Source organism: Variovorax sp. dw_308 (assembly GCF_019207085.1).
Lineage (GTDB): Bacteria > Pseudomonadota > Gammaproteobacteria > Burkholderiales > Burkholderiaceae_C > Variovorax.
This window is the reverse complement of sequence record NZ_JAATOM010000004.1, coordinates 187,395-209,127: the sequence shown is the minus strand read 5'-3', so window position 1 is coordinate 209,127 and position 21,733 is coordinate 187,395. Positions and strand designations below refer to the sequence as shown.

The 21,733-nt window shown below is 66.9% G+C and carries 20 protein-coding genes and 1 pseudogene; 9 read left to right on the top strand and 12 right to left on the bottom strand.

The window, feature by feature from the left end:
* Positions 1–261: 261 nt before the first annotated feature.
* A complete protein-coding gene (locus HCU76_RS10335; RefSeq protein WP_218509165.1) occupies positions 262–1,821 on the bottom strand; it encodes an AMP-binding protein in 1,560 nt (519 codons plus the stop codon).
* Positions 1,822–2,049: 228 nt separating this feature from the next.
* Here HCU76_RS10335 and HCU76_RS10330 point away from each other — a divergent pair, with 228 nt between their 5' ends.
* Positions 2,050–2,862: a transporter gene (locus HCU76_RS10330; protein ID WP_256354115.1), complete on the top strand. Its 813-nt coding sequence runs from the start codon at positions 2,050–2,052 to the stop codon at positions 2,860–2,862.
* A gap of 69 nt (positions 2,863–2,931) precedes the next feature.
* Here the strand turns inward: HCU76_RS10330 and pstS are convergent, their stop codons facing one another.
* The 3 genes from pstS to HCU76_RS10315 all read right to left on the bottom strand — a co-directional run bounded on the left by pstS (position 2,932) and on the right by HCU76_RS10315 (position 5,968).
* Entirely contained in the window at positions 2,932–3,951 is a 1,020-nt protein-coding gene (gene pstS, locus HCU76_RS10325; RefSeq protein ID WP_218509389.1) for a phosphate ABC transporter substrate-binding protein PstS, read from the bottom strand.
* 160 nt (positions 3,952–4,111) lie between these two features.
* A complete protein-coding gene (locus tag HCU76_RS10320; RefSeq protein ID WP_218509164.1) occupies positions 4,112–4,471 on the bottom strand; it encodes a hypothetical protein in 360 nt (119 codons plus the stop codon).
* Positions 4,472–4,498: 27 nt separating this feature from the next.
* Positions 4,499–5,968 carry an esterase-like activity of phytase family protein gene (locus HCU76_RS10315; RefSeq protein WP_218509163.1) on the bottom strand — a complete coding sequence of 490 codons (1,470 nt, stop codon included), beginning with the start codon at positions 5,966–5,968 and terminating at the stop codon, positions 4,499–4,501.
* 145 nt (positions 5,969–6,113) lie between these two features.
* Here HCU76_RS10315 and HCU76_RS10310 point away from each other — a divergent pair, with 145 nt between their 5' ends.
* Both HCU76_RS10310 and HCU76_RS10305 read left to right on the top strand, forming a co-directional pair.
* Positions 6,114–6,299: a hypothetical protein gene (locus HCU76_RS10310; protein WP_213953496.1), complete on the top strand. Its 186-nt coding sequence runs from the start codon at positions 6,114–6,116 to the stop codon at positions 6,297–6,299.
* Between the two features lie 426 nt (positions 6,300–6,725).
* A complete protein-coding gene (locus HCU76_RS10305) occupies positions 6,726–7,451 on the top strand; it encodes a DUF1045 domain-containing protein (RefSeq protein WP_218509162.1) in 726 nt (241 codons plus the stop codon).
* Between the two features lie 14 nt (positions 7,452–7,465).
* Here the strand turns inward: HCU76_RS10305 and HCU76_RS10300 are convergent, their stop codons facing one another.
* Positions 7,466–7,693: a hypothetical protein gene (locus tag HCU76_RS10300; protein ID WP_213953494.1), complete on the bottom strand. Its 228-nt coding sequence runs from the start codon at positions 7,691–7,693 to the stop codon at positions 7,466–7,468.
* Between the two features lie 112 nt (positions 7,694–7,805).
* On the opposite strand from HCU76_RS10300, the pseudogene HCU76_RS37180 reads away from it, so the two are divergent.
* A pseudogene (locus HCU76_RS37180) lies at positions 7,806–8,057 on the top strand (arsenate reductase ArsC); the annotation flags it as partial.
* On the opposite strand, the gene HCU76_RS10290 reads toward HCU76_RS37180, so the two are convergent.
* Both HCU76_RS10290 and HCU76_RS10285 read right to left on the bottom strand, forming a co-directional pair.
* Positions 7,999–9,705: an alkaline phosphatase gene (locus HCU76_RS10290; protein ID WP_371319788.1), complete on the bottom strand. Its 1,707-nt coding sequence runs from the start codon at positions 9,703–9,705 to the stop codon at positions 7,999–8,001. The pseudogene HCU76_RS37180 and the gene HCU76_RS10290 overlap by 59 nt on opposite strands.
* A gap of 120 nt (positions 9,706–9,825) precedes the next feature.
* Positions 9,826–10,314 (bottom strand): low molecular weight phosphatase family protein, encoded by a 489-nt coding sequence (locus HCU76_RS10285; RefSeq protein WP_213953491.1) that lies wholly within the window; start codon positions 10,312–10,314, stop codon positions 9,826–9,828.
* Between the two features lie 312 nt (positions 10,315–10,626).
* On the opposite strand from HCU76_RS10285, the gene lplT reads away from it, so the two are divergent.
* Complete coding sequence (gene lplT, locus HCU76_RS10280) at positions 10,627–11,883, top strand: lysophospholipid transporter LplT (protein ID WP_218509388.1); 1,257 nt, start codon at positions 10,627–10,629, stop codon at positions 11,881–11,883.
* Between the two features lie 15 nt (positions 11,884–11,898).
* Here lplT and HCU76_RS10275 read toward each other — a convergent pair whose 3' ends face one another.
* A complete protein-coding gene (locus HCU76_RS10275) occupies positions 11,899–13,143 on the bottom strand; it encodes a glycosyltransferase family 1 protein (protein ID WP_218509160.1) in 1,245 nt (414 codons plus the stop codon).
* A gap of 152 nt (positions 13,144–13,295) precedes the next feature.
* Here HCU76_RS10275 and HCU76_RS10270 point away from each other — a divergent pair, with 152 nt between their 5' ends.
* Positions 13,296–13,907 carry a hypothetical protein gene (locus tag HCU76_RS10270; protein ID WP_218509159.1) on the top strand — a complete coding sequence of 204 codons (612 nt, stop codon included), beginning with the start codon at positions 13,296–13,298 and terminating at the stop codon, positions 13,905–13,907.
* A 117-nt stretch (positions 13,908–14,024) separates the two neighbouring features.
* Here HCU76_RS10270 and HCU76_RS10265 read toward each other — a convergent pair whose 3' ends face one another.
* Complete coding sequence (locus HCU76_RS10265; protein ID WP_218509158.1) at positions 14,025–15,680, bottom strand: aminotransferase class III-fold pyridoxal phosphate-dependent enzyme; 1,656 nt, start codon at positions 15,678–15,680, stop codon at positions 14,025–14,027.
* Positions 15,681–15,730: 50 nt separating this feature from the next.
* Between HCU76_RS10265 and asd the strand changes: the two genes are divergently transcribed.
* Complete coding sequence (gene asd, locus HCU76_RS10260; RefSeq protein WP_218509157.1) at positions 15,731–16,624, top strand: archaetidylserine decarboxylase; 894 nt, start codon at positions 15,731–15,733, stop codon at positions 16,622–16,624.
* A gap of 16 nt (positions 16,625–16,640) precedes the next feature.
* Here the strand turns inward: asd and HCU76_RS10255 are convergent, their stop codons facing one another.
* A complete protein-coding gene (locus tag HCU76_RS10255) occupies positions 16,641–17,510 on the bottom strand; it encodes a hypothetical protein (RefSeq protein ID WP_256354114.1) in 870 nt (289 codons plus the stop codon).
* A gap of 300 nt (positions 17,511–17,810) precedes the next feature.
* Positions 17,811–19,400, bottom strand: a complete 1,590-nt coding sequence (locus tag HCU76_RS10250; protein WP_218509156.1) for a triacylglycerol lipase — start codon at positions 19,398–19,400, stop codon at positions 17,811–17,813.
* Positions 19,401–19,649: 249 nt separating this feature from the next.
* Here HCU76_RS10250 and HCU76_RS10245 point away from each other — a divergent pair, with 249 nt between their 5' ends.
* Positions 19,650–20,411 (top strand): PIG-L deacetylase family protein, encoded by a 762-nt coding sequence (locus tag HCU76_RS10245; RefSeq protein ID WP_213953484.1) that lies wholly within the window; start codon positions 19,650–19,652, stop codon positions 20,409–20,411.
* 61 nt (positions 20,412–20,472) lie between these two features.
* A complete protein-coding gene (locus HCU76_RS10240) occupies positions 20,473–21,549 on the top strand; it encodes an MBL fold metallo-hydrolase (RefSeq protein WP_218509155.1) in 1,077 nt (358 codons plus the stop codon).
* A gap of 1 nt (position 21,550) precedes the next feature.
* Here the strand turns inward: HCU76_RS10240 and HCU76_RS10235 are convergent, their stop codons facing one another.
* Positions 21,551–21,730 (bottom strand): hypothetical protein, encoded by a 180-nt coding sequence (locus HCU76_RS10235; RefSeq protein WP_213953482.1) that lies wholly within the window; start codon positions 21,728–21,730, stop codon positions 21,551–21,553.
* Positions 21,731–21,733 lie beyond the last annotated feature (3 nt).

Below are 21,733 nucleotides of genomic sequence, written 5' to 3'. Positions count from 1 at the left end.
AGCGTTGCAAGATCGGCCACGAGACAGATTCGCAAGAGGGGGCTCCCTGTGCTGACCGGCGCTCAATTCGCGCAGGTCATGGTTCGCGCTTCGCAGAAGAAGCGCCTCCTTGGTGTATCTGGGCCCGCTCGACGGATCCAGCCGACGCATTGCTGCGTGGCGCCGCGGCGATCCAGCTGGAGCTGACGCAACCACCTTTCATGCCACCACCCTTCGGGCCGCCGCCTTCGGACACGCTCGCGGTGCGGCCCGACAAGGAAGTCACACGACGATCCGCTCCCGCAACTCCCGCCGCAGTATCTTGCCGGACGGCGACTTCGGGATCGCATCCACGAACGCCACCGCGCGCACCCTCGCATAAGGTTCTACATGCGCCGCGACGTGGGCCACGAGCTCGGCTTCGCTGACTTCTGCACGCTTCACGACGAAAGCCTTCGGCGCCTCGCCCGTCTCCTCATGCGGAATGCCGATCACCGCCGCGTCCGCCACCGCCGGATGCGTGAGCAGCACCGACTCCAGTTGTGCCGGCGCCACCTGGTGCGCGTTGACCTTGATCAGCTCCTTCAGGCGGTCGACGATGAAGAACTCGCCATCGTCGTCGATGACCACGACGTCGCCGGTATGCAGCCAGCCATCGGCATCGATCGTGGCATCGGTCGCCCGCACGTTGCCGAAGTAGCCGCGCATGACGGTCGGCCCGCGCACCAGCAGTTCGCCGCGCTGGTTCGGGCCGAGGTCCGCGCCCGTCGCCACGTCGATGACGCGGGCCTCGTTGTTGGGCAGCAGGCGGCCGACCGCACCCGGCTTGGCCGGATCGTCGTCGCGCCTGCGGCCACTCACGGCCAGCGTACTTTCCGACATGCCATAGCCTTGCCGCACCTCGACGCCCATGCGCGCGCCGGCCTCGTTCTGCAGCGCCTCGCCCAGCGGCGCGGCGCCGCTGTTGATGAACTGGACGGACGACAGGTCGTACTTCGCCACCAGCGGATGCTTGGCCAGCGCCAGCACGATCGGCGGCACGAGCATGAGCGAAGTGACGCGGTGGCGCTCGATGAGCTGCAGGAACTGCTCGAAGTCGAAGCGCGGCATCGTCACGCAGGAGAGGCCCCGCCGGACCGTCATGCAGACGAAGGCCAGCAGGCCGTAGCAGTGGAAGAACGGCAGCACCGCCAGCGACTGGTCCTCCGTGGCATCGCCCCACAGGGTTTCGAGCTGCGCCATCATCGCCACCATGTTCCGGTGCGTCAGCATCACCCCCTTGGCGCGGCCCGTGGTGCCGCTGGAGTAAGGCAGCGCGACCAGGTCGCGAGCCGGATCGATCTCGATCCTCAAAAGCCCGGCCTCCTCCGCGACCAGCGCCGCGAACGGCGTGGCGCCCTCGGCTTCGCCGAACACGAACACTTCCTCGACGCCGGCCACCTTCGCCGCCTCGAGCGCGACGCCGATGAAAGGCGGAACCGTGAGGAGATAGCGCGCCCTGCTGTCGCCGAGTTGTTCCGCCAGCGTCTCGGTGGTGCACAGCGGGCTGGCCGTGGTCACCACGCCGCCGGCCATCGCCACGCCATGGAAGGCCACGACGTACTCGGGCAGGTTCGGGCAGAAGATGCAGAAGACATCGCCCTTGCGCAGGCCGCGTTCTTTCAGCAGCGCGCTGGCCACGCGCCGCGCCATGCCATGCACCTGGCCATGGGTCAGCGTGCGGCCGGTGGGGCCGTCGATGAAGGCGATCTTCTGCGCATGCGAGGCCTCATTCGCGAAGACGAAGTCGGTGACGGACTGGGCAGGGATCTCGATGTCGGGCCAGGGGCTGCGAAAGATCATGTCGGCCTCCTCGGCGCGGGACGCCGGGGTGGCACTTTACTGCGGGGGCATGCGTCGACTACGACTTTTTTCTACACCCGTGGAGGGATGAATCAGGCCATCCCGAACACGGTCACATCCGCCCCGCCATCGGGTGCGTCCGCCACCCTCGAAAACTGCCCCAGAATGCCATTGACAAGCCATGGCGCATGGACTGTCATGCACCACCATTTCAAGGAGGACAAACGAATGAATTTCCGATCCGATTCCAGCGCCCCTGCGGCCGTCTTCACCGTGGCTGCCATCCTCGGCGCGCCGGCCGCCCAGGCTCAGGACTCGGAAGAACTGGCCAAGAAGCTGTCGAATCCGGTCGCGGCGCTCATCAGCGTGCCGTTCCAATACAACTACGACCACAAGTACGGCAGCGACGAATCGGGCCATAAGAACGTGCTGAACGTGCAGCCGGTGGTGCCCATCGAACTCAACGCCGAATGGAACATGATCAGCCGCACCATCGTGCCGATCGTCAGCCAGACCAACATCCAGCCGGGCACCAGCCAGACGGGCCTTGGCGACATCACGCAGAGCCTCTTCTTCTCGCCCAAGGCGCCGGGCCCGGGCGGCATCATCTGGGGTGTCGGCCCGGCGTTCTACCTGCCCACCGGCACCGACTCTGCCTTGAGTGCGCGCAAGTGGGGCGCAGGCCCGACCATCGTGCTGTTGAAGCAGGAAGGCCCGTGGACCTACGGCATGCTGGCCAATCACATCTGGGCGGGCGGCGGCGACTCGAATCGCCTGAGCATCAGCAACACTTTCATCCAGCCTTTCCTGTCGTACACCACGAAGGACGCATGGACCTTCGGCGTCAACACCGAGTCGACCTACGACTGGAAGAACAAGCAATGGTCGGTGCCCGTCAACCTCACGGTGGGCAAGCTCATCAAGGTGGGCAAGCAGCCGATCAGCCTGACCGGCGGCCTGCGCTACTGGGCCGAGAGCCCGGATTCGGGGCCGAAGGACCTGGGCTTCCGCTTCGTCGTGACCTTCCTGTTTCCGAAGTAGCGCGGCGACGATGCCAATTCGTCGCCGGACGCCGGTGGCGGACCCTCTTCGCCGCCCGACGTTGCGCCTCTACTTGCCGCCTTCCCAGCTCGACTCGATCTGCTTGACCAGGTTCTCAGGCAGCGGAACATATCCCAGGTTTTGCGCGTCTGCCCGGCCGCCCGAGAGCGATGACTTGAAGAACTTCAATGCCTCGGCCGAGCGGGCAGCGTCGTGTGCCTGGCGCGGCATGAGTGCGAACGTCGTCGCGGTGATCGGCCAGGATTGCGCGCCTGGCGCATCGGTCAGCAGTTGATAGAAATCGGGGCTCGTCCAGGTGGCGCTGGCTGCTGCCGCCTCGAAGCTCTCCGGCGAAGGCCTGACGAAGGCACCGCTCTTGTTGCGCAGCAACGCGTACGTCATCTTGTGCTGGATGGCATAGCTCAGTTCGACGTAGCCGATCGAACCCTTGATGTAGTTGACGTAGCGTGTCACGCCGTCGTTGCCGCCGCCGCCCGTGCCGGTGGGCCAGGCGACCATCGTGCCCTCGCCGACTTTGGTCTTCCACTCCTCGCTCACCTTGCCGAGGTAGTTGACGAAATTGAAGGTCGTGCCCGAGGGGTCCGACCGGTGCGTGACGGTGATCTTGAGATCCGGCAGCTTCAGGTCGGGGTTGAGCGCGGCAATGGCGGGATCGTTCCAGTTCGACACCTTGCCGAGGAAGACGGCGGACAGCACCTCACCGCTCAGCCGCAACTGGCCCGGCGCCACGCCATCGATGTTCACGACCACGACCACGCCGCCGATCACGAGCGGGAACTGCATGAGGTCTGCCGCCTTCAGGTCCTCGGGCGGCAGGGGCTTGTCGGAAGCGCCGAACGTGGATTGGCCGGCCTTGACTTGCTGGATACCCGCTCCGGAGCCGATGGCGAGATAGTTCACCTTGACGCCGGTCCTGGCGTAGTAGCTCGCGGCCCATCGCAGCATGACAGGGTAGACGAACGTCGAGCCCGATCCGGTGATGTCGACTGCCGAGGCCGGCATGGCAGCGAGCATCGAGGCGAGTGCCACGACGCCGGCCGCAAACCGTGGCCGGGTTGGATGAAACATCTTCATGACGAGTCTCTCCGCAGTCGAATGGACCGCCGACTATCTCGCCGGCTCGGCGTGAATGCCAATCGCCTGTTTGGCCGACGGCAATAAGCCGTAGGCGCCGTCACCCTTTTTCCTCAGTGCGCGCTTGGCGTGCGCACGATTGCCGCCAATGCCTCTAGCGCAGCAACAGGCGCAGGAGATACGCGAATATCGCGAGCCCGCCAAGCGCGACGGCAGCCGTTTCGCCAAGGCTCGCCTCCTTGGGAACCGCTGCGCCGGCCGCCGCGTTCGTGCGCGAGGCCGCCGCGGGCGCCTGCGAGAAGGGGTTGAAGATGGCGCCGCCGGGGCGCGCGCCGGGTTCCTGCTTCGGCTCCGGCCCCCCCGTGGCCGATGGCGTTCGCCTTGCTGGCGTGTCCTCGCTTGCCGTGACCTCCTGCTGCGCCATGGGACCTTCGCTTTCGCCGGCCTGCACGGGCGCGCATGTGGCCATGGCCGAAGCGAGTGCCGCGATCAGTAGCAGGAGGCGCATCTTCATGCCCGCGGCGCGATCACCGTCCGGCGATCAATCTTCGTCGTCGTCATGGTCGCGGTCCCGGTCGCGCTCGTGCTCGTCGTCCATGCGCTGCGGCTGGTAGCGCGGCAGGTCGCGGTCGTCGAAGGCGAACACGAAGAACTGGTTCGGATTGGCGACCATCCCGCGCGTGGCATCGCTCGGGAGCTTGAGCGGGTCCGCGATCGTGGCAAGGAAGTCGTTGTCGTTGGCGACGAAGAGCGTGTGCCGGGTGATGCCCTTCACCGTGACGTCCTGTCCGAACGCGATGCCTTCGATCTTCGAGGGGATCAGCCGGGGATCGGTGCCGGCGGCCGTCAGCTTGGCCACGACGTCGAGGAAAGGCGTCGTGCTCTTGGTCACGGCATAGGCCGACAGGTCGCCTGCCACACCGCTCACGTCGCGGGCGCCGTCGAGGTCGATCACGTAGAGCTTCTTCACCTTGGCGGCCGACGCGGTGTCGGTCGGCAGGGGCGTGTCGGCCCTGCCGCTGCCGTCGCGCTCGTCGACCAGGAACTCGTGGTTGTTGATGGCCAGGATCTCGCTGACGCCCGAACCGTCGGTGAGGATGTAGGCATATTGGTGCGTTGCACCCGTGTAGGTGTCGATCGTGACGATGCGCAGGCTGCCCTTCTTGTCCTGCTCGAGGTTGGCTTGCATGATGCCCACGAGCTTGCGGCCATCGGCGGTGATGGCCAGGCCCTCCATCCCCTTGTTGGTGACGCGCCCGACGGTGTTGCCGCTGATCTCGACGGCGCCCTGTGCGCTGAGCTTGCTGATCGCGAGGTTGGCGGGCAAGGCGAAGCTGCGCACGCGCTTGCCGGTGGAGCGCTGGAACTCGTGGACGAAGGGACCGTATTCGTCCGAGACGAAGACGCGCTCGCCGTCGTTGGAGACACGGATGCCCTCCGGATCTAGGCGAGCGTTGTTGGTGTAGGTCGACGGCTTCGAAGCGTCGAAGTTGTCCGAACGGCCAGTGAAGTAGTAGCGGCGGCGCTCGGCGTTCAGCGCCGGCGCGCCGGAGCCCAGCGGCGTCACGCCATCGATGCGAAATCCAAGGCCCGCGCCGGTGCCGTAGACCAGCGGTGTCGGGCTCGACAGCAGGGTCGTCTTGCGCAGCGTCGGCGTGAGGGTGAAGGGCAAGTCGGAGCCCGGATCGCTCGGCGACAGCGCCATCCTGAAGGTCTGGAATCGCGCGATGTACGACACCGTGTCGTCGACCAGCGGGTTATAGGGTTTCGCATTCGGACCGCGGTCCGGCAACGCCAGGAACGTCGTGCCGCCGGCGTAGGCGAAGCCCGAGCCCAGTCCACCGAGACGATTGCCCGGAACCCCGTTTTCGAGCAGTGCGGAAGTCCTGGTCGACAGATCCTCGTATGCGCCGCTGATGCTGCCGATGGCGATCAGGTCGACGCTGGCGTGGGCAGCGGGTGCAAGTGATGCGGCCGACAGCACGCCGAGCAGGAAGGTTCTTTTGATCATGGGTTTCTCCTGTGCGCCGCGGTCGGCGTGGACAGATGCTCACGGCCCGGTGTGACAACGTCGTGAAATTCCACGCGCCGAGGACTTCAGCGGGCGGCCGCTGCCCTGTCACGACATTGACCGATTGCGGTGATATCAATGCAGCATGGACCAAATCACACAGATCGACGGCTACGAGCCGGACTACCTGGGTCGCTGCGAGAACTGCGACGCGGCCCCCGTCGTGACTGCCGTCAAGGACGGCCGAACCATCTACCGCAGCATGCGCTGCGGGCGCTGCACCTGGGGCGAGCAGCGCGCGGACGACCCGACCGTCTGGAACGAACTCTGAGCTTCGACGTTCAGGCCTGCGCCCGCAAAGGCCTGGCGTAGGCGCGCCTCGGCTTGCTTCGAGCGCAGCGAAGCGGCCGCCGCGCGGGAACTCGGTCCCGCGCTGCACGTTGAAGAAGCGTTCGGCCCAAGCATTGCTCAGGCAGTTGGTGAACAGGAAACTGATGCCCGAACCGTCGGCGCGGCGAACCCGCGGCGAACGCCTCGCGCACCGCGGCTGCTGTCAAGAACATGAAACATGAAGCCGGTACCCTGAAATCCGTATAAATCATTTTCGACGGCCCGGGCCGAGCCTGGACGGCGAGCAACCCCTATCTCATGACCCTCTGGATTGCGGCGATCGACGCAGCGGACAGCATTCACTGCATGAGTTCCGACCTGGCCCCGGTGCCTTGCCGAGATCTGCGCTCATCGACGGTGTTCCCCGATGAATGAACGCGCGCACCGTACCGTGACGACGGCCCATCGCTATGCGGCCTACTACGCGCCAGCATTCGGCGGCCCCCTGTCGGAGGCAGGCAGCCGGTGGTTGGGCCGCAGCGCCTGCGACGGAAGAGCGGTGCCGCAACCGGTGGTCGAAGGCGTGTCGCCGGAACTGCTGCGGCAGTTGACCGCCGGGCCGCGGCGCTACGGCTGGCATGCAACGCTCAAGGCCCCGTTCGCGCTGCTTCCCCAACTCGAGCTTTCCAATCTCCACGGTGGGATTCAGGCCATCTGTGCGGCCTGGGATGCGTTCGAGCTCCCCGCGCTGAAGGTCGATCTCATCGATGACTTCCTGGCCCTCGTGCCCGCCCAGTCAAGCACGGCCATCCATGCGCTTGCGGGCGCGTGCGTCACGGGGCTGAAGTCGTTCGCACGGCCCCTCTCCTCCTTCGAGCTGGAGCGTCGGCGCGCGCCCGGCCTCACGTCCCGCGAAGACGCACTGCTGTGCAGCTGGGGGTACCCCTTCGTGCTCGATTGCTTTCGCTTTCACATGTCCCTGACCGGCTCGCTGCGGCACACGGAACCGGAGATCGTGCGCGCCCTGGCGGAAGGCGCGCAGCGGCATTTCGACAAGGTGCCGGCAGGACGATTCGATGCGATCAGCCTGTTTGCCGAGCCCTCGCCCGGCGCCGATTTCATCTGTCTCGAGCAGATTCGCCTCGGCGCATGAAATGACGCTCGGAGCTACTCCCGGAACACCGCGAAGCCATTCGCCTCGATCTGCCGGGCGATGTCGGCAGCGTTGACACCCCCGTACACCGCATCGGGATTGAATCGATGTCGCAGCTTGTATACCACCAGGTTGGCGAGGTCGTCATGCGCCGGAAACTCGAAGGCGGCCGTCGACAGGCCGGCGGGCACGGCCAGGTACTTATTCCGGTCGGTGATGCTGCGGTACAGGTCTACGTCCACCGGTTTGCTCCAAGTCGACCAACGAACCTAGTCGACAACCGTGAAAGCAATATGATGCTTTCGCGTCAGCAGCGTCACCTGGACGGACCGGGTCGCCAACACCGGATGGAACATGGACGATCGCGGTCGAGTCAACGTTCTTTTTGTCTGCAACGACAACTCCGTGCGCAGCCAGATGGCCGAGTCGCTGCTGCAACGCCTGGGCGGCACTCGCTTTCGCGCCTTCTCGGCCGGAAGCGGCGAAGTGGATGACGACGAGCCCGACCCGCGGACCCTGCGAACGCTCCTCGAGGCGGGACTGCCGATCAAGGGGCTGTACTGCAAGAGCTGGCGGGAATTTCTCCGGGGCGGCGCGCCGCACATGGACCTCGTCGTGACCTTGTGCGACGTCGCGGCCGGCGAACCGATGCCCGACATGCCCGGCGAGCCGCCCGCCGCGCATTGGTCCCACCCCAACCCCCTCCACGCCAACCCCGCCGATGCCGCGACCGCGTTCCGGCACGTACTGCATGAAATCCGCCGCCACGTGGAGTTGCTGGTAAACCTCCCGGACGAGCGCGTCCACCGACTGGTGCTGGAAGCCGAGGCACGCGGACTCGCCCGATCGGGCAGCTGAGACCGAAGCTGCCCGCATTGAGTGGTCCCGACACGAACTCCCAGAACGGCGCGAAGTCGCTGAACTTCGCCCTGGCGGGATCGTAGAAATGCGCGGCGGTGTAGTGCACATCCGCCGTGAGCCAGACCACGTTGCGGATACCCGCCTGCTTGATCTCGCGCAGTAGGCGCGCGATCTCGATCTCGCGTCCCAGCGGCTGGTTCGGCTCGTTGTTGGCGATGGCCTCCCACAGGTCTCGACCCTGGGCATCCTTGCCGTCCGGCACGCCAAGTCCGACCGGCATGTCGGCAGCGATCACCTTCCACACGGCCTTCGACTGCTTCAAGCCCTGGACCAGCCACGCGACCTGGGGCCGCCCGAGAAAGGCGCTGTCCGCATCCTCCGTGGTCTGCAGGTTGGCCGAGTTGGGGCCGCGATAGCTGCGCATGTCCAGCACGAACACATCCAGCAACGGACCCTGCGGCAGGTGGCGATAGACGCGCCACGCCTCCTCGTCGCCGTGGCGGCGCATCGGCGCGTAGTCGTGGAAGGCGCGGGCCGCGCGCGCGACCATCAGCGGGATGTTCTTCTCGGTGTAGCGGGCATCGTTCAGCACGCTCTTCGCGTCCGACCAGTTGTTCATCACCTCATGGTCGTCCCACTGCCAGAGCTGCGGCACCTCGGCCGCCATGCCGCGCATGTTCGCGTCCATCATGTTGTAGCGATAGCGCCCCCGGAACTCATGGAGCGTTTCGGCCACCTTGCTGACCTCCTCCGTTACCAGGTTGTTCCACACGGTGCCATCGGGCAGCTTGACTTCGGAAGCGATCGGGCCATCGGCATAGATGGTGTCGCCGCTGTGCAGGAAGAAGTCCGGCGCAAGCTTGCGGATCTGCTCGTAGATCTTCATGCCGCCCCATCGTTCGTTGATGCCGAAGCCCTGGCCGGCGGTGTCACCGCTCCAGACGAAGCGCACGTCGCGCGTGGCGCGCCCCGTGCCGGCCTGCGGCAGGCGCAGATGGCCTTGCACCGGCTGGGAGAAGACACGCTCGTTGCCCAGGTCCTGCAGGCTGGCACGGTAGAAGATCTCCTGCCCGGCAGGCAGGCCGGTGAGGTCGATGCGTCCCGTGAAGTCGCTGTCCTCCAGCAGGTACGGCCCGCGCACGCGCTGCGCGTCGGCGAAGCTGGCGACCGTCGACCACTCGAGCCACAGCCGCGCCGGCCGATCGGCACGCGTCCAGACGATGGCGCGGTCGGCCTGCGCATCGCCGCTCTGCACGCCGCTCGTCATCTGCGGCCGCGCGCCATCGTGGGTGATCGCGGCGGGAGCCGACTGAGCAGTCGCCCAACGGGGTATCGCGAGTCCGGCACCGGCGGCCGTGGCAGCGTGGAACAGATCGCGTCGGCGCATGGACATCGGGACTCCGTTGACTTGGCAAAACTGCGGGCACTTTCGGCTCGCACGATGTCAGCCTGATGAATCCAGGGGCCGCGGCGGCTGCTGGCTGCACCGCGCAGCCGCAAGGCCGACGCAGCGTCAGCCCATGTACCCGAGGTCCCGGATGTCGGAACGTATCGCTGCCGGGTCGGCACCTTGCAGCGGCAGGCTGGTGAAGAGCTCCAGTCGGCGTCGCAGGCCGTAGAGGATCTGGAGGGCGATGTGGGCCGCCCGCTCGGCATCGTCCGCCGCGGCGGCGTCCGGGAAGGTCCACAGCGCGGAATAGGGTTGGCCGGGCCAACTGGGCTCCAGCAACTGCGTTGCCTCGTCCAGCGTGATGACGAAATCGACGCGCGGCCCGCCGGCCCGCGCGAGATCGTTCCAGCCCCGTGGCGGAACCTGTGGCACTGCGATGCCGACGGTGCTCAGCGCCCACACCGCGGCGGGATGGACCGACTCGCCGACATGCTTCGGATTGCCGCAGGAGACGGCCGAAAAGCGGTCGCCGGCGATGTGCGCGAGAACCGCCTGGGCCAACACGCTGCGCAACGAATTGCGCTTTGAAACGAAGACTATTCTTGTTGCCATCGAACTCGGCCGGAGCAAACGCCATGCCGCCGCGTCACCCGACGCGGCCTTGCGACGTTGCCCGCATGGCCTGCGGAAAACTGGAAAGCGACAGCCTGCGGCATCGAGAAAAACAGCCAGACTACGTCTGCGCTGCGCATCCCTACCAGCGCTGCAAGCTGCCACCCCCGGCATTCTCGATCCGGATTCTTACGCGGGCAATACAGCATCACCCTGACTGCCCCGGCGCGCCCACCACCCTGGTTCACGCAACCGTCACATCGTTTCGCGACGATCGCCACCCATGCACAAGAACATGACGCCGGGCCGGTGATGCCGCCCGGCTTCCACCTGCTGATCGCGGGTCAGGCTCTCTCTTCGCTCGCCGACAACGCGCTGCTGATCGTTGCCATCGCACTGCTGCAGGAGCGCAGCCTGCCCGGTTGGTGGGCGCCGCTGCTCAAGTTCTGCTTCACGCTGTCCTATGTCGTGCTGGCGCCGGTGATCGGGCCGCTGGCCGACGCGATGCCGAAGGCACGACTCATGACGGTGATGAATGGGGTCAAGTTCGCGGGCGTGGCCATGCTCATCGCCGGGGTGCATCCCCTTCTTGCCTTCGGGTTGGTCGGCTTCGGCGCCGCTGCCTATGCGCCCGCCAAATATGGCTTGGTCACCGAGATGGTCGCGCCTGGCCAGTTGGTGACGGCGAATGGCTGGCTCGAGGTGTCGGTGGTGTGCGCGGCGCTGCTGGGGACCGTGCTGGGCGGCCTGCTCGTGACCGACCTGGTGCGCGCCTCGGCCGCGAGCCGCGCGTTGCACGAGTGGCTCGGAGTCATCGCGCCGGGCGCGGGCAGCACGCTGGCGCTCTCGATGGTGGCGCTGCTCATGGTGTACCTGCTCGCCGCATGGCTCAACGCACGCGTGCCCGACAGCGGCGTGCGCTATCCGCGCACCCGCATCCACGGTGGCGAATTGATGCGCGACTTCCGCGCGGCCTGCCGCACGCTGTGGCGCGACCGCGACGGCGGCCTGTCGCTGGCGGTGACGACCATCTTCTGGGGCGTCGGCGCCACGTTGCAGTTCGCGGTGCTGCGGTGGGCCGCCGACGTGCTGCAGCTGCCGCTCGACCACGCCGCCTACCTGCAGGCCGCGGTGGCGGTGGGCGTGATCGCGGGCGCGGCCTTTGCCGGACGCCATGTCGGCCTGGCGCAAGCCAAGCGGGTGCTGCCGGCCGGCGTGATGCTCGGGCTGCTGATGCCGGTGGTCGCATCGACGCATTCGCTGATGCTCGCGGTGCCTTTGCTGGCGCTCGTCGGCGTGGTCGGCGGGGTGCTGGTGGTGCCGCTGAACGCGCTGCTGCAGCACCGTGGCTACACGCTGCTGAGCGCCGGCCGTTCGATCGCTGTGCAGGGCTTCAACGAGAACCTCAGCGTGATGGCGATGCTGGCAGGCTATGCCGCGCTGTTGGCGTTCGACGTGCCGATCGTGCCGCTGATGTGGGGCTTCGGCCTGACCGTTGCAGGCGCCATCGCGCTGCTCATGTGGCGCGAGCATGCACTCGACAACGCGGCGCCGGCGGCGGAAGGCTGACGCGGGCGGAATCGTTCAGGCCACGCCTGCAACGGAACGCATGGGCGCGGCTGCTGCGCGTTCACCCGTGCCGCTGGCGAGCGTGGCAAACATCACCTCTTCCACCTGCTTCACGATGCGCGGCCAGCCCAGCCCGGTCGCGGACTGGCGCGCGCGCCGGCCCATCTCGCGCGCCTGCACGGGGTCGCCCGCGAGCCGCAGCCCCTGCGCGATGAAGTCGTCCTCGTCGCCCAGGCGCGCGAGCAGTCCGTTGTGCCCGCTGCGGATCAACTGCCCCGCGCTGGCATGGTCGTAGGCGAGCACCGGCAAGCCGCTGGCCATGGCTTCGAGCGTGACGTTGCCGAAGGTCTCGGTCATGCTCGGGAAGACGAACATGTCGGCCGACGCGTAGAAGGCGGCAAGCTCCTCGCCGCGCCGCGTGCCGGCGAAGAAGGCATCGGGCACGGCAGCCGCCAATTGCTCGCGCCACGGCCCGACGCCGACCACCACCAGCCGCAGGTCGGGTCGCTTGCGGCGCATCGCCGCGAACGCGGAGACCAGCGCGCCCAGGTTTTTTTCCGCGGCAAGCCGGCCGACGAACAGGACCACCGGCGTCCCCGGCGGCGCGCCCCACAACTGCCGCACTGCGTCGCTGCGCCGCGCGGGATCGAACAACGCGGTGTCGACGCCGCGCGTCACCAGCACCAGCCTCTCGAAGCCGTTGTCGCGCAGGTCCTGCCGCAGCCGCTCGCTCGGCACCATCGTGAAGGCCGTGCGGTTATGGAACTTGCGCAGGTAGTCCATGATGGGCCGGTACAGCCAGCCGATGCCGTAGTGCCGGCTGTAGGCATGGAAGTTGGTCCGAAAGTCCGAGCACACCGGCAGCTTGAGCCTGTTGGCGATCTTCAATGCCGACCAGCCCAGCGGTCCTTCCGTGGCGATGTAGACGAGGTCCGGGCGATGCTGGCTCCACAGCGAGACCAGCGCCTTGTTGGCGGGCATGCCCATCTTCATCTCCGGGTAGCGCGGGATCGGCATGCCGCGCATCAGTACCTCCTCGAAGCTGCCGGTGCGCTGCTGCGCGAGTTCGTCCGGCGCCTGCCGCGGGCGGATCAACTGCACGTCGTGCCGCAATTCGCACAAGCCCTCCACGACATGCTGCAGCGCAAGCGCAACGCCGTTGACCTCGGGCGCGTAGGTCTCGCTGACGACCGCGATGCGCAGCGAGCGGTGCACCGGCGGCAGATGGTCGACCACGATCGGGGGAAGCGATTCAGCCATGCGGCGAATGCTGACCGCCGATTGCAACAGCCAGATGACGGTACAAAAGAATTCCTTCGCAAGGCGTCACCAAACAGTCACGCAGGCCCGCCACGATGCCGCCACGCGCCGGGGCGCGCGCTCGCCGCCCGGCGTACCACCAAGGAGAGCCCGTGAACGATTTTTTCCGCACCCTTTCCGTCCAGCGTTGGGACGATCACCGCTACTACCACCACAGCCGGATCAACCAGGCGCTGCACCTGCTGAGTGCGATCAGCTTCGTGGTGGCCTATGCCCTGCTCTTCGTCGACCCGGTGGCGGCGGCGTTGCTCGCCTGGCTGGTGGCAATGACGAGCCGCCAGGCCGGCCACTTCTTCTTCGAGCCGAAGGGCTACGACCACGTCAACCGCGCGACGCACGAGCACAAGGAAGATATCAAGGTCGGCTACAACCTGCGCCGCAAGGTGGTGCTGATGGCGCTGTGGGCCGCGGCACCGCTGCTGCTCTGGTCCGACCGCTCGCTGTTCGGCCTGATGACGCCAAGCGCCGGCTTCGAGGGCTTCGCGCGCCAGGTCGGCATGGTCTGGCTGTGGCTCGGCGCGGGCGGCCTGCTGTTTCGCACGGTGCACCTGTTCTTCATCGCCGACGTGCGGACCGGCCTGGTGTGGATGACCAAGGTCCTCACCGACCCGTTCCACGACATCCTGCTCTACTGGCGTGCGCCGCTGCACCTGCTGCGCGGCGAACTGATCGATCCGATGGGCCGGGTCGACCAGCGCGCTTGATACGACTTCGCAATCAATCGCATAACTGCGTTGGATCGCCTTGCCGTGCTACAGCACTGTCTGCGGCGCTCCGCCTTGTTCTGCGCTTGATTGCAAAGTCGTATGAGCGCGCCGTCGCTACGCCTGCCAGCGCTGCGCGATCATCTCGCGCAGGATGCCGCGCTTGATGGCCTTGTTCGTCAGCGCGGCATCGTGCCACCACCAGCCATCGGCCTGCATTGCGCGGGCGGCGGCAACGAAGCGCCGGGCCACCTCCTCGAAGTCGGCGTCGGTGTAGTTGAGGCTGAAGATCAGGCGGCCAGTGCCGACCCAGCTCAGGGCCAGGCCCTGCGCGCGCAGGTAGTACTGCAGCATCCAGTTGTAGCGCGACGGGCGCGTGTAGAACACCGTCCAGATCGACGACAGGTTGGCCACCTGCACCGGCAAGCCGGCCTCGCGCAGGCGAAGGTTGAGCACGTCGGCGCGGTGGTTCCAGCGCGCATCGAGCCCGTCGTAGAGCGCACGAACCTCGGGCTGGGCAATGCGATCGAGGAAGGCATCCATCGCACCCATCACGTACGGATGCGAGTTGAAGGTGCCGCGCGCGAAGCAGATGTCGGCCGGGCGTTCCTCGCGGTAGCGCTTCATCAGTTCGGCTCGACCGCAGACCGCGCCGATCGGCAAGCCGCCGCCCAGCGTCTTGCCGTAGGTGACCATGTCGGCACGCACGTCGAAGTACTCCTGCGCACCGCCGGGCGCGAGCCGGAAGCCGACGAAGACCTCGTCGAAGATCAGCACGATGCCGCGCTCGGCGCAGACCTCGCGCAGGGCACGCAGCCAGGCCGTGTAGGCTTCGCGGTCGAAGCGTGCGCTGCGGCTGCTGTCGACCAGCGACGAATCGCCCGGCGCGCCCGCGTTGGGGTGCAGCGCCTGCAGCGGGTTGACCAGCACGCAGGCGATATCGCGGCGCTTGCGCAGGACCTGCAAGGTGCGCTCGTCCATCTCGCGCAGCGTGTAGGTCTCGCGCGGCGGCAGCGGGTTGCCCAGGCCCGGCTGGACGTCCTCCCACCAGCCGTGATACGCGCCGCAGAAGCGCACCAGGTGCGAGCGACGCGTGTGATAGCGCGCGAGGCGCACCGCCTGCATCACGGCCTCGGTGCCGGACATGTGGAAGGACACCTCGTCCATCCCGGAGATGGCACACAGGCGTTCTGCGTTGGACGCCACGACGGGGTGGTACGCCCCCAGCACCGGCCCGAGCGATTCAACGCGCGCCGCGCCCTGCGCGATGCAGGACTTGTAGAAGTCGTAGCCGAACACATTGACGCCGTAGGAGCCGGTGAGATCGTGGAACACGTTGCCGTCGAGGTCCTCGACGGTCACGCCGCTCGACGCCTGCACGAAGGCGCCCACGGGCAGGTGCTCGCGCAGGTACGGACTGAACTGGAAGGGCACGCGATAGCTGCTGGTGAACTGCAGGTCGGACAGGTGCTGCCGCGCCTGCGAGGTGGCGGCCAGGGAACGCTCGAAGCGCGTGCGGTACAGCCGCGTCAGGGCCTTGAGGCCGCTGCGCCGCTGCGCAGCCACCGATTCGGGTGCGCCATCGGAATCGAAGAAATCGTTGGCCTCGTAGGCATAACCGGGCAGTTGTGCGGCCACCCGCTTGGCCATGCGCGAATGGCCGGTCAGCGAGGGATGCTTGGCCCGCGAAAGTTCGAGCCGCCGCCAGGCCATCGGCAGCGTGGCGAGCAGGGAAGCGACGGCGACGGAAGACAGGAGGAATGTAGGTTGCATGGTGAGTTCTGGAGCGATCCCCCTGTCTATCCCACCTTCTTGACAGCCTCATGAAAACACTTCGATGGCGCGATGCCTTGCTGCAGCAGGAAGACCTCAACTTCCTGCTGACCAACCGCGTCCCGCGCATGGCGCTGACGCGCTTCATGGGGTGGTTCAGCAAGTTGCGCAACCCTTGGGTACGAGACGCGTCGATCGCGGTCTGGCGCCTGTTCACCGAACTCGACCTGAGCGATTCGAAGAAGACGCACTTCGACAGCCTGCACGACTGCTTCACGCGCGAACTCAAGCCCGGCGCGCGCTCTGTCGACGGCGATCCCGATGTATTGGCCAGCCCCTGCGATGCGATCGTCGGCGCCTGCGGCGCGGTCGACGGAACGCGCGTGTTCCAGGCGAAGGGCTTTCCGTACGAAGCAGCTGAACTGTTCGGCGACGCGCAAGCCTTCGAGCCGTTCCGCGACGGCTGCTACGTCACGCTGCGGCTGACGTCGAGCATGTACCACCGCTTCCATGCGCCGCACGACAGCCGGGTCGAGCGAGTGACCTACCTGTCGGGCGATACGTGGAACGTGAACCCGATCGCGCTCAAGCGCGTCGAGCGCCTGTTCTGTCGCAACGAGCGCGCGCTGGTCGAGGCACGACTTCTAGGCAGCGACCACCGCATCGCACTGGTGCCGGTGGCGGCGATCCTGGTGGCCAGCCTGCGACTGCACTGCCTGGACCTGCTGCTGCACCTGGGCTACCGCGGGCCGAAGCGCATCGATTGCACGGCCGACTATCGCAAGGGTGACGAGATGGGCTGGTTCGAGCACGGCTCGACCATCATCGTCTTCGCGCCCGCCGGCTTTGCGCTCGCCCCGGGCATTGCGCCGGGCCGGCAGATCCGCATGGGGCAGGCACTCATGACGCTGCCTTGCGCCGCCAGCACCGCCAGCGGCGGCTGAGGCGATCGCGGAAGGCTCAGGCCGCGTCCTTGCGGGGACGGCCCGTCTTCAACGGCGTCAGCGCATCCAGCGCTTCACGCAGGGCTGGGGCGGAGAGCGCCTGCAATGCATGGAGCCCGGCGCGCAGCAACTCGCTCTTCTTCGCCGGTCGCTTGAACTTCAGCGCGCGGTCCTTGAGCGCGGCAATCAGCGCGTAGTCGTCCTTGGGCATCGTGAAGCTGTCGCGAACGAGCTTTGCCTTCGGAACCTCCGCCTTCTTGACGCCAGCCACGGCCTTTTCCGCATTCTTGCCGGGGGCCTTCTGCTTGATTTCCGCGGACTTGGGCTTGACCGCCTTGGCTTTCGGCTTGCCCTGCTTCTGCACGGGCGCGCTTGCAGGCTTCGGCGCCTCGGGGGCCGCTACGGCTGGGGCCTTGACCGGCGGCGGAACGAACGCGAGCTTCGTGCCCGGTGCGACCCGCTTCTTCGTCGCGGTCTTCACTGGCGACTTGGCGGGCGTCTTGGCGGCGGTCTTGATCGCTGACTTGGTCACTGACTTGGCGCCGGTCTTGGTGGCGGGCGTGGCGTCAGCCTTCTTGACAACCTTCCTCACGGCCTTGGCGCCAGACTTCTTCACGACCTTGGCGCCAGCCTTTTTCACGGCCTTGGCGCCAACCTTCTTCGCGACCTTGGTCCCGGCCTCGGCGGCGACCTTCGCACGGCGGGGCGTCGAAGCGGTCTTGGGGGTGCCAGCGGTGGAAGGACTTGCGTCTTGCGTCGCGGCCACAGGCAGTGCCTCGGTCGGCACTGCGGATGCCTCAACGGCGTCGATGGACGGCGTGGCTGCGACGGACGCGGCCTCGACGTCGGTTGGCACGGGGTTCTGGTTCGCGATGCTGGTTGCCATGAGCAGGAATCTGTAATTGATATAAACGGTTTATACCCTTATTTTCGCAAACAGTAACATTTCGTCAAGAATTTGTGGTGCGCAGCACCTCCGCATCAGCCGCGCCCGCGTGCTGTTACAGACGCGGGCCAGCCGTGGGACCTGGACGACAGCGGCCAGTGGTACGACTTCGAGGGGGGCTGCGATGCCGGCTGCATCGAGACCGGCCGCCATTTGGTCAGCGATCCTGCGACGGGAATGCAAGAACCTGGAGGCGAGCTTCCTGTCTTCAGGCAACCGGCGAAACGCCGTCCGCCAGCCTCAGCTCCACGCACTCACCGACAAGCGCACCTTGCCTGAGATGCTCGGCGCAGCCAGCACCGCGCCCTTCGTCGACAAGGGCACCACGAACTGCAGCTTGCCGTCGATGACGTCGTTGTAGTTCGTCGGCACGGTGGCGCGGCCGGCGGTGTCGGATTGCCAGCCGTACTTCACCTTCCATGTCCTGGTCGTGTCGTCGGCGGCCGGCGGCTCGATCTCGATGATCAGCGTGTCGCGGAACAGTGAGCTGCCTTCGTAGTGGCCGTCGACCCAGAACTTTTTGTTGACCTGGTAGTCCGGCACGCGCACACCCAGCGTCATGGCGTACGCGAGCGTGGGACGGTCCTGCTTCACGCGCGCCTTGTTGGAGAGGAACACGGTCGACAGGTAGATCGAGCGCTTCTCCGGCGTCGCGGGATTGGTCAACTCCTTGTGCGTGCGGCAGGCCGGCGAATCCTCCTCCGCCACGCGCCGGCTCAGGTACCAGCGCTTGCCGCGCGGCGCAGCCAGTAGCTCGACCTGGTAGAGCGCATCGACATCGGCGTCCTTCGGGATGTCCGGCGGCAGGATCACGCTGTCGACGTCGAACCAGAGGTCCACCCGCACATCGCCGAACAGGAAGCGCACCAGGTTCTGGAACGCCTCCTCCGAGTTGACGATGCCGAAGTAGCCCGAGTGCGACCGGTAGGTGTAGGCCGTGGCCACCGGCCGCTCCTTGCCGTCCTTGTCGAAGAAGCACAGCGTGGCGTTCTCCACGCGCACCAGGCCGTCGCTGCCGTGGCCCGCGAACATGCGCGACGCGCCCATCGCCACCTCATAGTCGCCGCGGTTCGAGCCCACCATGCAGAACACGCGCTCCGGCGCGATGGCCGTCGGGGGCAGGTAGTCGACGCGCTCGTTGATCTTCGGCGTGGCCAGGAACTCGGCGATCTTGTCGCGGTTGAAGGTGTTGATCTCGTTCGCCGTCAACCAGCTCGGCACGTTGACGCCGCCGATGTCGATGCCGTTGTGTGGCGTGGCGTAGGTGAAGAACTTGTCGACGCACTTGCGCGCCTTGTCGTCGCCGAGCGCGGGGTTCTGCAGAAAGGCGCGGCACACCAGCCCGCCCATCGAATGCGCGACCAGGTAGCAGCGGAAGTCATCCGACCCGGCCGCCCCCTCACGCTTGGCGACCAGGTCCTTCACGCGCAGGATGAGATCGTTCAACCCCTTCGCGTAGGACATGATGTCGCGCGCCTTGCCATCGCCGAGCAGGTCGGAGCCCGTCTCGTAGTAGCGGTAGATGATGACCGAGGCCGACGGAATACCCTCGACGTCCGCCCCGGTCTCGTCCGGCGGCGGCTTCCAGTCCTCGTCGAGGATGTCGAGCCCGTTCTGGTAGACGCTCATGTACTGGAAGTCGGCCAGCAGCCGCACCACCGGCGACTCGAACACGAACTTCTGCGCCGCCGCCGTCTTGTCGACCGTCGCCCGGTACACCGTCGAGCCCACGTTGAAGCCGCAGAACGGGTCGGCCGTCGTCTCGTCGCGCTCGTTGGCGGTCATCGCGTAGCCGCGCACATAGATGATGGGATAGCGCTTGTCCGTCATGGCAAAGACCTCCGTGTTGCGCGCGCCGTGGCGAGGATTTGCAACGCCGCAGGCGGTGCATGACGCGCGGGACTTGTCCAGCGTTGCCCTCCACTGTGACGCCGGCACCTGGCCGCCGCCATAGCGCGCATGGCGTAGAGCAAGCGGCCGGTCATCCCGGCTACCGACAAGGTCGCTTCGCGCATACCATGACCGTCCCGCCGGTCGCAGAGCACGACCGCGAAACCGACAAGAGAGGCAAGGAGACTCATGCTGACTGCTGCCCTTCGCGAAGACTGCCCGGTTGAAGATGCCGTCGTGACCGACTGGCTGGACTGGCCCGGCCTGGCCGACATCGCCCCGATCTCGATCGATGAACTCGTGCCCGCAGGCGCCCGCGCGGTGGTCGTCGCGCCGCATCCGGACGACGAGGTACTCGCGCTCGGCGGCTTGCTTGCGCAACTGGCCGCGCAAGCGCGCGAGATCTGCATCGTTGCCGTCACCGACGGCATCGCCAGTTCCAGCGAGACTCGGCACTGGCCTCCAGACCCGCGCGCCCGCATGCTCCCCGTCGAAAGCCGCCGCGCGCTGCACCGCCTGGGCGTCGTCGACGATCCGGTGCGCCTCGGCTTCCCCGACGGCAGCCTCAACATCCTGCGCCGCATGCTGGCCGAACGCCTGCAGCCGCTGCTGGGGCCGAACGACGTGGTGTTCACCACTTGGCGCATGGATGGCCCGCCCGACCACGAGGCCGCCGGCCATGCCTGCGCCTTCGCCGCCGCCCGCTGCGGCGCTCGACTCGTGGAAACGCCCGTGCGCGCCTGGCACTGGGCCGCGCCCGGCGACGCGCGCCTGCCCTGGCGCCGGGCGCGTCGACTCCCGCTCGACGCCAGCGCGCTGGACCGCAAGCGCAAGGCGCTGGAGGCCTTCGAGGCCCGGCTGCAAACCGTGCCGTCGATCATCGGCGACCCCAACCTTTGCAACAGCGCGGTCACGCGCGCGGCCTGGCCTTTCGAGGTCATGTTCACCTGAACCCGCCGCGCAGCGCTCGCTGTGCACTGAGCATCCAGGCGCTTCCACTATCCTCGCGCGGATGATCGCCACCCGCCTGCTGCTCGCCGCCGCCCTTGTCCTCGTCACCGCCTGCGGAAACTCCGGCGCCTGCGAATCACCCTATGCCGCGTCACCGCAGTTCAAGGACTGCGGCTTCGTCAATGCGCCGAATCCAGACGCGAAGCCCACGGCCAACGCGGCCAGGATCTGGTGGCGCTTCCTGTTCGGCGCCAAACCCGATGCCGCACCGGTCGACGCCATTCCCGTGCGGCCGCTCGACACCGCGCAACTGGAAGCGCTGGACCCGCAAGCCAACCATGTCATGCGCATCGGCCATGCGTCCACATTGCTCAAGTTGCGCGGCAAGTTCTGGCTGATCGATCCGATGTTCAGCGAGCGCGCGTCGCCTTTCGGCTTCATGGGTCCGAAGCGCTTCCATGCACCGCCCATCGCCCTGCAGCAGTTGCCCGCCATCGACGGCGTGATCATCTCGCACGACCACTACGACCACCTCGACGCTCCCACCATCGAATACCTGGCGCTACGCGCGCAGCGCTTCTTCGTGCCACTGGCCGTGGGCCAGCGCCTGCGATCGATGGGCGTACCCGCGGAGCGCATCACCGAACTCGACTGGTGGCAGTCCGCCAGGCAGGGCGAGGTGCAGGTGACCGCCACGCCGTCGCAGCACTTCTCCGGCCGCACATTGAGCGATCGCAGCGAAACGCTGTGGGCCTCGTGGGTGATCCAGAGCGGGCCGCAACGCATCTTCTACAGCGGCGACTCCGGCTACTCCAGCGGCTTCAGGAAAATCGGCGAGCGATTCGACAGCTTCGACCTGGCCATGATCGAGAACGGCCAGTACGACGAATGGTGGCCCTCGGTGCACATGACGCCGGAGGAGGACATCCAGGCCTTCGGGGACGTGCGCGCCAAGGTGCTGCTCCCCGTGCACAACAGCACCTTCGACCTCGCCTTCCACACCTGGCACGCACCGCTCGACCGCATCGCGGACCTGGCGGCAGAGAAGAAGATCGACCTCGCGACGCCGGAGATCGGCGAGGTGGTGACCGTCGGCCAGCCGCGAACCAACGTGCGCTGGTGGGCCGGGTTGAAGTAGGTCAGCGCTTCGCGCGCCGCTCGCGTGCGCGCCGCGCCTGGCGGCTTTCATTGGCAAGCGCGGCTTCGCGCTCGCGCTTGGCCTTGCGCTCGCGCCGGCCCTTTCCGATCCAGCGACCGAGATAGACGCTGCAGATGCTGCTGACCACAAAGATCAGGATGGTGACGAGTTCAAATTTCATCTG